The organism is Phytobacter palmae, assembly GCF_039409775.1.
Classification (GTDB): Bacteria; Pseudomonadota; Gammaproteobacteria; order Enterobacterales; family Enterobacteriaceae; genus Phytobacter; species Phytobacter palmae.
The window spans coordinates 32838-46292 of the sequence record NZ_JBCIVJ010000005.1 but is presented as its reverse complement, the minus strand read 5'-3'; the positions used below and the strand labels follow the sequence as shown (position 1 = coordinate 46292).

Genomic DNA, 13455 nt, shown 5'->3' with positions numbered 1-13455 from the left:
GTATAGGTATACCTTCGTATAACTAGACGCCGTTTTCGCCAGCTCACCATAATCCCTCCCACTTCCACGCTCTGTTCTGACGGAGCATCGCATCTTATCGTCCGGCGGCGTTTTGCCTGCTTCGGATGGCTCAGACAGGAGGATTTATGGTCTCGCTCGGCAAAGCTGAACTGATATTAATCAACGGCAAATTTCATACGGTGGACAGGGAAAACCCGGTCGCAGAAGCGGTCGCCATCCGTGACGGCAAATTCCTGGCGGTAGGCACGCAGGCCGAAGTGATGGAATATCACAGCGACGGCAGCAAGGTGGTGGACCTCAAAGGCAGTACCGCCATTCCAGGCCTTAACGACTCACACCTGCATCTGATTCGCGGTGGTCTCAACTACAACCTTGAACTGCGCTGGGAAGGTGTACCATCGTTGGCTGACGCCCTGCGGATGCTGAAAGAACAGGCGCTGCGTACCCCCTCACCGCAATGGGTGCGCGTGGTGGGCGGCTGGAGCGAATTCCAGTTTGCCGAGCGTCGGATGCCGACGCTTGAGGAGATCAACGAGGCCGCGCCGGATACCCCGGTTTTTATCCTCCATCTTTATGACCGCGCCCTGCTCAACCGCGCCGCCCTGCGCGTTGTCGGCTACACCAAAGATACGCCGAACCCGCCGGGGGGAGAGATCCAGCGCGACAGCAACGGCAACCCCACCGGCATGCTCATTGTCCGGCCAAACGCCATGATCCTCTATGCCACACTGGCCAAAGGGCCGAAGCTGCCGCTGGAGCAGCAGGTTAACTCCACCCGCCAGTTTATGCGCGAGCTAAACCGCCTGGGGCTGACCAGCGCTATCGACGCGGGCGGCGGCTTCCAGAACTACCCCGAAGATTATGAAGTGATAAGCGAACTGCACGCCAAAGAGCAGATGACCATCCGTATCGCCTACAACCTCTTCACCCAGCGCCCCGGCCATGAGCTGGAAGATTTCGAGAAATGGACCGATATGCTGACACCGGGCCAGGGTAGCGATTTCTTCCGTCACAACGGCGCAGGTGAAATGCTGGTGTTCTCTGCCGCGGATTTTGAAGATTTCCTTGAACCGCGCCCGGACCTCGCGCCTGGCATGGAGGATGAGCTGGAGCGCGTGGTGCGCCACCTGGTGGAGCACCGCTGGCCGTTCCGCCTGCACGCTACCTATAACGAATCCATCAGCCGCATGCTTGACGTCTTCGAGCGCGTAAACCGCGATATTCCGTTCAACGGCCTGCACTGGTTCTTCGACCATGCGGAAACCGTCACCCAGGCCAACATTGACCGCATCAAAGCGCTGGGCGGCGGTATCGCCGTGCAGCACCGTATGGCGTTTCAGGGGGAATACTTCGCGGAACGTTATGGCATGGACGCGGTGCGCCACACCCCGCCGGTGACAAAAATGCTCGAAACCGGCGTACCGGTCGGGCTGGGAACCGACGCAACCCGCGTGGCCAGCTACAACCCGTGGACCGCATTGTACTGGCTGGTCTCAGGGCGCACCGTCGGCGGTATGCAGATGTACGATGTCAATGCCAGGCTCGACCGCGACACCGCGCTGATGCTCTGGACACAGGGCAGCGCCTGGTTCTCGAGCGAACAGGGCAAAAAAGGTCAGATTAAGGTGGGCCAACTGGCTGACCTCGCAGTGCTGAGCAAAGACTATTTCCGCGTACCGGAAGACGAAATCAAAGGCATTGAGTCGGTACTGACCGTGGTCAATGGCAACATCGTCTATGCCGCAGGCGGTTTCAGCTCAGAAGCCCCGCCTGCGATTCCGGTGTTGCCGGAGTGGTCGCCGGTGGTCAACGTGCCGGGTCACTACCGCAGCGCGCCGCCACAGCAGACACGCGTCGGGATGATGCCCACCGTACATCACTGCAGTGGCCCCTGTGGCGTGCATCATCACCAGCACGATGTGGCGCGCGGATCTTCCATTCCGGTTTCAGACGATAACGCCTTCTGGGGCGCGCTCGGCTGCAGCTGCTTCGCGTTCTGATGCCTATGAAAAATACAACGCTGATGTCGCCCCGTATTGATGCGGGGCTCTTCTTCCTGCGCCTGACCGGCAGCCTGTTACTTCTCTATGTGCATGGTCTGCCGAAGGTGCTGAACTTTCATGAAGAACTTAGCCGAATTGAGGACCCGTTCGGTTTTGGCCCCTGGTTCAGCCTGCTGCCCGCCATTCTGGCAGAGGTGGTATGCCCGATATTCATTATTACCGGCATTGGCACGCGGCTGGCTTGCCTGCCGATTATTGGCGTGCTGCTGGTTGCCATGCTGGTTGTACACCCGCAATGGAGTATCGCGGAAGGACAATTTGGCTGGCTGCTGCTCATCATCTTCACCACGCTGGCGTTAACCGGCCCGGGTAAATGGCGGGTGAGTATGCCGGGCAAACAGGAGTTCAGGCATGGCGCAAGTCAATGATGTTCATGCGGCGACGGTACAAACTCCGTCAGCCGCTTCCGCTGGTGCGTCCTCCTGGCAGCCGCTACGCCAGCCAGTATTCCGGATGCTGTGGATTGCCACGGTGGTCTCTAACATCGGTTCATGGATGAACGATGTGGGGGTGAACTGGACCATGCTGACGTTAAGCGACGATCCGCTTTCCGTGGCCCTGGTCCAGGCAGCGAGCAGTCTGCCGATGTTTCTTTTCGCCCTCCCCTCCGGCGTGATGGCAGATATTGTCGACCGGCGAAAATATCTGCTGTTTTCCCAGCTGTGGGTGTTTATTGCTGCCGCCGGGCTAACCCTGCTCTCTTTTGCCGGGCTGGTGACACCGACGGTGCTGCTGGTTGCGGCTTTCTTATTAAGCACTGGCGCAGCCATGAGCTCTCCACCATTTCAGGCCATTGTGCCGGACCTGGTGGAAAAACATGAGCTGGCTGCGGCCATCGCGCTGAACTCGCTCGGCATCAACATCAGCCGCGCCATCGGCCCGGCGCTGGGCGGGCTGATCCTCTCTTTTGCCGGCCCCTGGGTGGTATTCGCCCTCAATGCGACGTCGGTGCTGGGTGTCGCCTGGGTCCTGTGGCGCTGGAAAGCAGAACCGTTGATTCAGCGCCTGCCGCCGGAACACTTCTTTTCCGCCGTACGGGCCGGGCTGCGCTATGTCCATGCCGCTCCGGTACTGCGTAACGTGCTGGTGCGGACCGTGGCATTCTTCACCTTTGCCAGCGCCGGCTGGGCGCTTCTGCCGCTGGTGGCTCGCCGCGAGCTGGGCCTTGGACCTGGCGGTTACGGCATCATGCTGGCCTGTATCGGCCTGGGGGCGATTTGCGGTGCGATAGTGCTGCCGCGTTTACGCAAACGCTTTAACCCGGACAGGCTGATGGTACTTAACAGCGTCATTTTCGCTATCAGCATGCTGGCGCTGGCGTTTATCCGCCATTTCTGGCTGCTCAACGCTTTTGAATTTTTGACCGGCTTCGCCTGGATTGCGGTGCTCTCCACCCTCAATGTCGGAGCACAACGTAGCGCCGCCAAATGGGTGAAAGCCCGGGCGCTGGCCGTCTATCTGACCGTCTTTTTTGGTTCGATGACGCTCGGTAGCGCCATCTGGGGCCAGCTGGCATCGCACTTTAGTATTCCCACCTCCTTGTGCGTGGCAACAGTCGGCATGCTGCTGGCGAGTCTGACTGTACTGCGCTGGCAACTGAATAAAGACCCCGATCTCAACCTGGACATTCGCGATATCGACAGTAATGCCCAGGCACTTGATGTTTCACATGAACGTGGTCCGGTAATGGTGATGTATGAATATCTGATCGATCCCGAGGATGTCTCCCGCTTTGTCGTCTGTATCCAGGAGATTCGCCGGGTGCGAGTGCGCGGCGGTGCGTTGAGCTGGTCTGTGTATGAGGATATCCAGCGCCCCGGCGTCTTTGTGGAATCGTTCGTGGTCGGCACATGGATCGAGCATCTGCGCCAGCTGGAGCGCCATACGGTGAATGACCTGCTGATTCAAAGCAAAGTACAGGCATTCCATCGCGGCGGGCATCTTCCCGAAGCACGTTATCTGATAGCACCCATAATGTAACAGCAACCCATATCAACCCAAGCAATAGCGACAGTGAGGATTTACGTATGAGCACAATCAAAACGCAGGACGGTACGCAGATTTATTACAAAGACTGGGGCGCGGGAAAACCGGTATTGTTCAGCCACGGCTGGCCGCTGGATGGCGATATGTGGGACAGCCAGTTAAATTTTCTGGCAGAGCGCGGCTATCGCGTCATCGCCTTTGACCGCCGTGGTTTTGGTCGTTCCGATCAGCCGTGGGAAGGTTACAACTACGACACCTTCGCATCTGACATTAACGATCTTATCACCACGCTTGATTTGCAGGATGTGACGCTGGTGGGCTTCTCCATGGGCGGCGGCGATGTGTCTCGCTATATTGGTCGTTACGGCACGGCGCGTGTCAAAGCGCTGGTACTGCTGGGTGCGGTGACGCCAATTTTCGGCAAAACGGCAGACTACCCGCAGGGTGTCGATTCAAGCGTTTTCGAAGGCATTCGCGACGGACTGCGTAAAGACAGGGCGCAGTTTATCAGCGATTTCGCCACGCCGTTTTATGGCATTAACGCCGGGCAGACGGTTTCTCAGGGGGTTCTGACCCAGACGCTGAACATTGCGCTACTGGCCTCACTTAAAGGGACCATTGATTGCGTCACCGCCTTCGGCGAGACCGATTTCCGTTCGGATATCGCCAAAGTTAACGTGCCGACGCTGGTGATTCATGGCAGCAACGACCAGATCGTCCCGTTCGAATCAACCGGTAAAGTGGCCGCAGAGATGATCCCAGGCGCGCAATTAAAAGTGTATGACAATGGACCGCACGGTTTTGCGGTGACTCATCAGGATCAACTGAACAACGATTTACTCTCCTTCCTGCAATCGCTGTAAGTCAGAATGAAGCCTCGCTCCCTGTCCGGAGGAGGCTTTTTCTTGCACTCCCCCGCTCATCGCCCTATTCTCTGCGCTTATGAAAACCTCCCGTCTCCCCATCGCTATACAGCAGGCCGTCATGCGCAGCCTGCGGGAAAAACTTGCCCTGGCCAATCAGAAACTTGAGCGTAATTATCCGGAACCCAAACTGGTTTATCAGCAACGGGGGACAGCGGCAGGCACGGCCTGGCTCAATACGTATGAAATCCGCCTTAACCCGGTGTTGCTGATGGAAAACCAACAGGCGTTTATCGACGAAGTGGTGCCGCACGAACTGGCGCACTTATTGGTCTGGAAACATTTTGGCCGCGTTTCGCCACACGGCAAAGAGTGGAAATGGATGATGGAAAGCGTGCTTGGCGTCCCCGCGCGCCGTACTCATCAGTTTGAACTTGAATCGGTGCGGCCTGATACCTTTCCCTACCGCTGCAAGTGCCAGCAGCATCAGTTGACCGTGCGGCGGCACAATCGCGTGGTACGCGGTGAGACCACCTATCGCTGCGTACACTGTGGCGAAACGCTGGTGCCTGAGCGCTAATTACATGAACCATTAAGAATGTTTTCCGCGCCTACTGATTGCATCTGACAATCGCTTCCGCTACGTTGCGCACTCCAGTTGACAGGGAGTTCTCAATGTTACGCGTTATCTCATCTTTACTGCTTATTCTCAGCGCGCCGGTACTGGCGGACGGCATCAATAGCTTCGCGCAGGCCAAAGCCGCCGGGGTTAAAGTCAACGCCGACGTACCGGGCGATTTTTATTGCGGCTGTAAAATTCAGTGGCAGGGGAAAAAAGGGGTGGTGGATCTGGCCTCTTGCGGCTATAAGGTGCGCAAAAATGAAAACCGCGCCAGCCGTATTGAATGGGAGCATGTTGTCCCGGCCTGGCAATTCGGTCATCAGCGTCAGTGCTGGCAGGATGGCGGACGGAAAAACTGCGCCAAAGATCCTGTTTATCGCAAGATGGAAAGCGACATGCATAACCTGCAACCCGCTGTGGGTGAAGTGAACGCCGATCGCGGCAACTTTATGTATGGCCAGTGGAACGGTGGCGAAGGCCAGTATGGTCGCTGCGAAATGAAAGTCGACTTCAGAGCCAAACTGGCCGAACCGCCTGCCAGCGCCCGTGGCGTGATTGCCCGCACTTACTTCTATATGCGCGATCAGTATCAGCTCACCCTGTCGCGCCAGCAGACACAGCTTTTTACTGCCTGGGATAAACTCTACCCGGTGACCGACTGGGAATGTACGCGTGATGCGCGCATCGCTCAGGTACAGGGGAATCATAACCCGTATGTGCAGCGCGCTTGCATGGCGCGAAAGAGCTAACCTACACTAGCGGCAATTGTAAATTTTGCAGGTGCATTGACTCTCACTCTGGCCCTCCCCGAAAGGGAGAGGGCGCAAATCGTCCCCTTTGAAGGCGAAGGGGAAATGCGCCACCTTTCACACGGAAATCTGAACTATGCGCGTCCCACGCATCCACCACCCTGAACTCATCCAGACTGGCACTGAAATCGCACTCGCCGATGATGCGGCAAACCATGTTGGCCGCGTATTACGTATGGTCCAGGGCCAGACTATTCAGCTCTTTGACGGTTCAAACCAGGTGTTTGACGCTGAAATCACTCGCGCCGATAAAAAGAGCGTTATCGTTAAAGTGATTCAGGGTGCGGTGGACGATCGTGAGTCGCCGCTGCACATTCATCTGGGCCAGGTGATGTCTCGCGGCGAGAAAATGGAATTTACTATCCAGAAATCGATCGAACTGGGTGTAAGCCTCATTACGCCACTTTTTTCTGAGCGCTGCGGCGTTAAACTGGATGCCGACCGCCTGAATAAAAAGATTCAGCAGTGGCAGAAGATCGCCATCGCCGCCTGTGAACAGTGTGGTCGTAACCGTATTCCTGAAATTCGCCCGGCGATGGATCTCGAAAAGTGGTGTGCAGAAGAAGAGAACGGCCTTAAGCTCAATCTTCATCCTCGCGCCAGCCAGAGCATTAATACCCTGCCGTTGCCGGTGGAACGTGTACGATTACTGATTGGCCCGGAAGGCGGATTGACGGCAGACGAAATCGCCATGACCTCGCGCTACCAGTTTACTGATATTCTGTTGGGACCCCGCGTATTGCGCACAGAGACAACTGCCCTTACTGCCATTACCGCGCTGCAGGTGCGGTTTGGCGATCTGGGTTAAACGGAGAAGCCTATGATTAAGCTCGGCATCGTGATGGATCCCATCGCGCAGATTAATATCAAAAAAGACACCAGCTTCGCCATGCTGCTCGAAGCGCAGCGTCGCGGCTATGAACTGCACTACATGGAAATGGCGGATCTTTACCTGATCAACGGCGAAGCCCGTGCGCGTACCCGTCTGCTTTCCGTCGAGCAAAACTACGACAAATGGTACGAGTTTGGCAGCGAGCAGGATATCGAACTCGCCTCGCTGGATGTGGTGGTGATGCGTAAGGATCCGCCGTTTGATACGGAATTTATCTACGCCACGTATATCCTTGAGCGTGCCGAAGAAAAAGGCACCTTGATCGTTAATAAACCGCAGAGCCTGCGCGATTGTAACGAGAAGCTGTTTACCGCCTGGTTCCCGGAACTGACGCCGGAAACGCTGGTGACGCGTAATAAAGCACAGCTTAAAGCGTTCTGGCAAAAGCACACCGATATCATCCTCAAGCCGCTGGACGGCATGGGTGGCACCTCGATTTTCCGCGTTAAAGAGGGCGATCCGAATCTGGGTGTTATTACCGAAACCCTGACTGAGTTGGGCAACCGCTACTGCATGGCGCAGAACTATCTGCCGGCTATCAAAGATGGCGACAAACGTGTGCTGGTGGTGGATGGCGAGCCGGTGCCCTACTGCCTGGCGCGTATCCCGCAGGGGGGCGAAACGCGTGGTAATCTGGCAGCTGGTGGGCGTGGCGAACCGCGTCCGCTGACCGAAAGCGACTGGGCGATTGCCCGCCGCGTCGGTCCGACGCTGAAAGCCAAAGGGCTGATTTTCGTCGGGCTGGATATCATTGGCGACCGTCTGACCGAAATTAACGTTACCAGTCCAACCTGCGTGCGCGAAATCGAGGCAGAGTTCCCGATCTCTATTACCGGCATGCTGATGGACGCTATCGAAAAACGCATGGCGAAATAATAAATATATCAACGCTGACTCATTCGGGTTGCACAACCGTGCCAACGCACAGGCAACGCGAAGGAGGTCAGGTAAAGGGATGGCGGGAGGGAACCCGCTCATAAACTCCAAAGTCTGGCTAGTGACAGCGTGTAGCTTTCCCCTCATACTACCAGGCTGCTGCTTTTTTGAACCAGGAAACAGAACCTCTGACAATGAATTTACAGCATCACTTTCTTATTGCCATGCCTGCTCTCCAGGATCCCCTTTTTCGGCGATCTGTGGTTTATATTTGCGAATACAACGAAGACGGCGCCATGGGTCTTATCATCAACAAGCCCCTGGAAAACCTGAAAGTTGATAGCGTTCTGGAGAAGCTGAAAATTAACCCGGAAGCACGCGATCCGGCCATTCGTCTGGATAAACCAGTGCTGCTTGGCGGCCCGCTGGCGGAAGATCGCGGGTTTATTCTGCATACGCCACCCGCCAGCTTCTCTTCCAGCATTCGCGTCTCGGATAACACCGTGATCACTACCTCGCGTGATGTCCTGGAAACCCTGGGCACGGCCGATCAACCCAGGGAAGTGCTGGTCGCGCTGGGCTATTCCTCCTGGGAAAAAGGCCAGCTTGAGCAGGAGATACTGGATAACGCCTGGCTTACCGCTCCTGCGGATCAAAATATCCTGTTTAAAACGCCTATCGCCGATCGCTGGCGGGAAGCGGCGAAGCTTATCGGCATTGATATCTCGACCATGCCGGGCGTGGCGGGACATGCCTGATGAGTGGAACCCTGCTGGCCTTTGATTTTGGTACCAAAAGTATTGGCGTCGCCATCGGACAACGTGTGACCGGTACGGCACGCCCGCTCAATGCCCTGAAAGCCCAGGACGGGACGCCGGACTGGAAGCTTATCGAGAAATTGTTAAAAGAGTGGCAACCGGAAGCCGTTATCGTTGGCCTGCCGCTGAATATGGATGGCACAGAGCAACCACTGACCGCACGCGCACGCAACTTCGCCAATAAAATCCATGGCCGCTTCGGCGCAAAAATAATTCTCCATGATGAGCGGCTTAGTACGGTGGAAGCACGTGCGGGTCTGTTTGAACGCGGCGGTTTTCGCGCATTGAATAAAGGCAGTGTTGATTCAGCCTCTGCGGTTATCATCCTCGAAAGCTACTTCGAACAAAATCTGTAATTCTCGGGCTGAGCATCGCTCAGCCTTCATTTCCCTTTCCCAAAGACGCAATCCATCGATCGCTCTCACACTTCAGAGAGGCGCTTTTTGCATTTCCGCCAATGTTTCTATAAAAGAAACATTGGCAGGCAATAAAATGCGTCAGGGTTTTTGCGTCAGCCGCCGCGCCAGGGTGTGAAGTTCGCTTAAGCGTTCATCAATGACAGCGTCGTCGGCCTGCCACATCCCGGCAAACGCCAGCGCGGCAGAGTGTGCGCCAAGAGGCTTCGCCATGGATACTTCGCCGTCATCGTGATGCCAGACCACACGTCCAGACTCACGTTGCTGGGCAACATGCGGCGCAAGTTGCTGCCACTGTTCGTCGACAAAACGTTTTTGCAGTTCTTCATCGCTTTCTGCCGCCAGAAGCGACATGCCGATGACCGACTGCCATGCGGGAAGCATATGAAAACCGGCCAGCGCCTGGCTCATCCGGCTACCGGGCTCAGAGTGATAGATATAAATCACCTGATCCTCCCAGAGCACCCCCATTGCCACCACGATGTCTTTGGGCGCATAGCTTTCCAGCAGGGGGAGCGCCTGGGAAAAGAGTGCCGAGCCGCGTATCGCCTGCGCCGCAAGAGCATGAATACCGGGGCCGGGAAGGTAACGACGATGGTCGTCCTGCATCGTCAGACCAATGGATGCCATCGTCATCAGCAACCGGTTTACGCGGGTGGTATTGATCCCCATCAGACGCGCCAGTTCGCGACAGCCAATCGCGCGACCGCTGGAGACCAGGTACTGCAGGCAGCGAATGCCATCAATCAGACTTTGGTTCGGTTGTGAGGACATAACAGGCTTTATCTCTCAGGTGGCAGGAATTTCGATTTTACCGTCAGTTCAGTAAAGAAGGATACAAGGTATGAACATCTATCCGCAAACTGCGTCCAGAACCTTTCCCTCTGAACACTTGCATGCCGATCTGCTGGTGGCAGGTGGTGGCCTCGCGGGTCTTTGCGCCGCGCTCGCCGCCGCCCGAGACGGGTTACAGGTCGTATTGGTCCAGGACCGACCGGTACTTGGCGGCAATGCCTCCAGCGAAGTTCGCCTGTGGGCCAATGGTGCGACATCGCATATGGGAAACAATAACCGCTGGGCGCGTGAAGGCGGAATCATGGGGGAAATCCTCGAAGAAAACCTCTGGCGCAACAAAGAGGGTAACCCGGTTATGTTCGACCTGGTGCTGCTGGATATGGCCAAAAGCCAGCCGGGGCTGACATTGCTGCTCAATACTACTATTTATGCGCTGGAGAAAAATCAGCAAACCCTCACCCAGGTGAGCGCCTTTAACGCCATTAACGAGACGTTTTATACCGTCACCGCCGACCAGTTTTGCGACGCAACGGGGGATGGCGTACTGGGCTTTCTGGCCGGCGCAGAATACCGTGAAGGCGCAGAAGAGGTTGACGAACTGGGGGAAAAAATGGCGCCCGGCGATAACTTCGGCCACAAGCTTGGGCACTCAATCTATTTCTACACCAAACAGACGACCGGGCCGGTGAACTTCGTCCCCCCTTCCTTCGCGTTAAAAGATATTACCGCTATTCCCCGCTACAAACGTCTGACGTCCACCCTCAATGGTTGCGACCTGTGGTGGCTGGAGTGGGGCGGACGGCTGGATACCGTTCACCAGAGTGAAGAGATCAAATGGGAGCTGTGGAAAATCGTCTGGGGGGTGTGGGATTACATAAAAAACTCCGGCGAGTTCCCGGAAGCGGCCAACATGACCATCGAATGGGTTGGCGTCATTCCCGGTAAGCGCGAAAGCCGTCGCTTTATGGGCGATCATTTGCTTTGCCAGCAGGACATCATTGAACAGCGCGACCACTACGACGCCGTGGCCTACGGCGGCTGGTCTATCGATCTGCATCCGGCTGATGGGGTCTACAGCAGCCATGATGGCTGTCGCCAGTTTCACAGTAAAGGCACCTATACCATTCCGCTGCGAAGCCTTTATAGCCGCTCGCTGGACAACCTTTTCCTGACCGGGCGACTCATTTCTGCCTCCCACGTTGCCTTTGGTAGCGCACGGGTGATGTGTACCTGCGGCCTGCTGGGTGAGGTGGTTGGCCGTGCTGCCGCGCTGTGTAAAGCGAATAACCTCTCCCCCGCAGATCTTGCACAGAGGGAAAACGTCGGTCTGCTGCAACAGCGGTTGCAGGCCAGTGGCTGCTACATCCCCCGCCAGTGGTTACAGGACCCGGCCCTGGGTGCTTCGGTCACAGCCAGCAGTGAATATTCCCTCAGTGCGCTTGCCCCTTGCGGTCACTGGCATTCGCTTGGCGAAAGAATGGCGCTACTGCTGCCTGTCAAAGCAGGGGAATCGCTGCCCGACATCATATTTAACCTGCGTTCAGCGTCGCGGCAGACACTTGAGGTGTCGCTTCTGGGCAGCGCGCGTAGCGGTAACTTCACGCCCGACTATCAGTACGCCAGTACAACGCTAAACGTCGCGGGTGAACAGGAACAGACGGTACATTTTCCGTGGCAAAGCGAGCGCGATGAGTATGTCTTTATCGCCTTTGAGGCGAATGAGCAGGTAGAAATTGCCCTCACTGATACACACCTGCCCGGAATCATGACAGTTTTCAATAGCCTGAATGCCCGCGTCGCCAAACATACCCGCCAGGTGGTGGACGGTGACTATGGTGTCGATGAGTTTGACTTCTGGCTGCCGCGCCGTCGTCCACATCAGGTAATGCCTGCATTACGTTTTAACCGGCCGTTAAACTGCTATCGCGCCGACAACGTGCTTAACGGTCGCCTGCGCCCCGAGCAACAGGCCAATGCCTGGGTGCCCGCGGCCGATGACATCAAACCGGTATTACGCTGGCACTGGGATGTACCGCAAACCTTTACCAGCCTGACGCTGGTACAGGACAACGATTTCGATAACGCTATGGAAACCGTGCAGATGGGCCATTTCCTGCCTGTAACGCCACACTGCATCACCCATTATCGCCTTTGGGCCGATGATATCCTGCTGGCCGAGGAAACAAATAACCACCACTCCGTGCGTGAACACCGGTTATCCGCCCCCGTCACCGCGCAAAATGTGCGCCTGGAGATCATAGCCACCGCAGGCGCGTTACCGGCGGTTTACGCACTGAACATCCGCTAAAGTCGCCCCTGCGCCTGCCGCTGGCGGCGGCTTTGGTCGAAGGTTTGCATTCCCGCCTGCTGCCCGGTCTGTAACACGCCGGGCAACTGGTGGGTTTTCCCTTCACGGATAAGATTGGCTACCGCAGGTGTATTGATAAGCAGTTCAAACAGCGCCACACGCCCGCCCTGCTTGTCTTCCTCCAGCCGCTGTGACAAGACGGCCTGCAGGCTTCCGGCAAGCTGGCTGCGCACCGGGTCTTTCTCCTGAGCGGGAAAACTGTCCACCAGCCGTTCAATAGCCTGCGGCGCGCCGCGTGTATGCAATGTTGCCAGTACCAGATGCCCGGTTTCGGCGGCGGTCAACGCCAGGCGGATAGTTTCGCTGTCGCGCAGTTCGCCCAGCAAAATGACATCCGGGTCTTCGCGTAATGCCGCGCGTAATCCCGCCGCAAATGAGGGGCAGTGTGGGCCGATTTCCCGCTGTTGGATCAGGCAACGTTTGCTCGTATGGATAAACTCCACCGGATCTTCCAGGGTCAGGATATGCCCGTCGAGAAAGTGATTAAGATTATCCACCATCGCCGCAAGCGTCGTGGATTTCCCGCTCCCCGTCGCCCCGGTAACCAGGATAATACCGTTGTCGCGCTTGAGTAATTCCGGGATGGCGGCGGGCACGTCCAGCATGTCCAGCGTCGGACAGGCGTCAGGCAACAGACGCAGAGCAAGCGACACCCCGTCGTGGTGTAAAAACGCGCTGGCGCGAAGGCGTTGAAGGCCCCGGATAGTGAGGGCAAAATCAATCTGTCCACACGCCTGCCACTGCTGTTGCTGCTTCGTGTTTAAACTTTCAGCAAGCAGTGCGTGAATATCCACAGCGGCGAACGGTGCGGCTTCCAGCCGTCCTTGCCTTCGCCAGCGCGGTGGACGGCAATCGCACAGGTGTAGATCCGAGACATTATGCTTTACACTAAGCTCCACTATTTTTTCCATATTCATAAAGCCACC

At 56.6% G+C, this 13455-nt stretch carries 13 protein-coding genes; 11 read left to right on the top strand and 2 right to left on the bottom strand.

Going from position 1 to position 13455, the window contains the following annotated elements:
• The first annotated feature begins 146 nt into the window (after positions 1-146).
• From AAIG39_RS08105 to ruvX, 10 genes are all read left to right on the top strand, one after another.
• A complete protein-coding gene (locus AAIG39_RS08105) occupies positions 147-2021 on the top strand; it encodes an amidohydrolase (protein WP_343193589.1) in 1875 nt (624 codons plus the stop codon).
• A gap of 5 nt (positions 2022-2026) precedes the next feature.
• A complete protein-coding gene (locus AAIG39_RS08100) occupies positions 2027-2452 on the top strand; it encodes a DoxX family protein (protein ID WP_090083554.1) in 426 nt (141 codons plus the stop codon).
• Positions 2436-4064 carry an MFS transporter gene (locus AAIG39_RS08095; protein ID WP_343193588.1) on the top strand — a complete coding sequence of 543 codons (1629 nt, stop codon included), beginning with the start codon at positions 2436-2438 and terminating at the stop codon, positions 4062-4064. The genes AAIG39_RS08100 and AAIG39_RS08095 overlap by 17 nt, the downstream gene beginning before the upstream one ends.
• A 47-nt stretch (positions 4065-4111) precedes the next feature.
• Positions 4112-4933: an alpha/beta fold hydrolase gene (locus tag AAIG39_RS08090; protein ID WP_343193587.1), complete on the top strand. Its 822-nt coding sequence runs from the start codon at positions 4112-4114 to the stop codon at positions 4931-4933.
• A gap of 79 nt (positions 4934-5012) precedes the next feature.
• Entirely contained in the window at positions 5013-5513 is a 501-nt protein-coding gene (locus AAIG39_RS08085; protein WP_090083421.1) for a SprT family zinc-dependent metalloprotease, read from the top strand.
• A 95-nt stretch (positions 5514-5608) separates the two neighbouring features.
• Complete coding sequence (gene endA, locus AAIG39_RS08080; protein ID WP_090083419.1) at positions 5609-6304, top strand: deoxyribonuclease I; 696 nt, start codon at positions 5609-5611, stop codon at positions 6302-6304.
• 136 nt (positions 6305-6440) lie between these two features.
• A complete protein-coding gene (rsmE, locus tag AAIG39_RS08075) occupies positions 6441-7172 on the top strand; it encodes a 16S rRNA (uracil(1498)-N(3))-methyltransferase (protein ID WP_343193586.1) in 732 nt (243 codons plus the stop codon).
• A 12-nt stretch (positions 7173-7184) separates the two neighbouring features.
• On the top strand, positions 7185-8132 hold the full coding sequence (gene gshB / locus AAIG39_RS08070; RefSeq protein ID WP_343193585.1) for a glutathione synthase: 948 nt from the start codon (positions 7185-7187) through the stop codon (positions 8130-8132).
• Between the two features lie 194 nt (positions 8133-8326).
• A complete protein-coding gene (locus AAIG39_RS08065; RefSeq protein ID WP_090083414.1) occupies positions 8327-8890 on the top strand; it encodes a YqgE/AlgH family protein in 564 nt (187 codons plus the stop codon).
• Entirely contained in the window at positions 8890-9306 is a 417-nt protein-coding gene (ruvX, locus tag AAIG39_RS08060) for a Holliday junction resolvase RuvX (RefSeq protein WP_090083413.1), read from the top strand. The genes AAIG39_RS08065 and ruvX overlap by 1 nt, the downstream gene beginning before the upstream one ends.
• 141 nt (positions 9307-9447) lie before the next feature.
• Here the strand turns inward: ruvX and AAIG39_RS08055 are convergent, their stop codons facing one another.
• The gene (locus AAIG39_RS08055; protein ID WP_090083411.1) at positions 9448-10140 is read right to left on the bottom strand and encodes an IclR family transcriptional regulator domain-containing protein; all 693 of its coding nucleotides are present in this window, start codon (positions 10138-10140) and stop codon (positions 9448-9450) included.
• 70 nt (positions 10141-10210) lie between these two features.
• Here AAIG39_RS08055 and AAIG39_RS08050 point away from each other — a divergent pair, with 70 nt between their 5' ends.
• The gene (locus tag AAIG39_RS08050; RefSeq protein WP_343193584.1) at positions 10211-12469 is read left to right on the top strand and encodes an FAD-dependent oxidoreductase; all 2259 of its coding nucleotides are present in this window, start codon (positions 10211-10213) and stop codon (positions 12467-12469) included.
• On the opposite strand, the gene AAIG39_RS08045 is transcribed toward AAIG39_RS08050, so the two are convergent.
• Complete coding sequence (locus tag AAIG39_RS08045) at positions 12466-13446, bottom strand: type IV pilus twitching motility protein PilT (RefSeq protein WP_343193583.1); 981 nt, start codon at positions 13444-13446, stop codon at positions 12466-12468. The genes AAIG39_RS08050 and AAIG39_RS08045 overlap by 4 nt on opposite strands.
• Positions 13447-13455 lie beyond the last annotated feature (9 nt).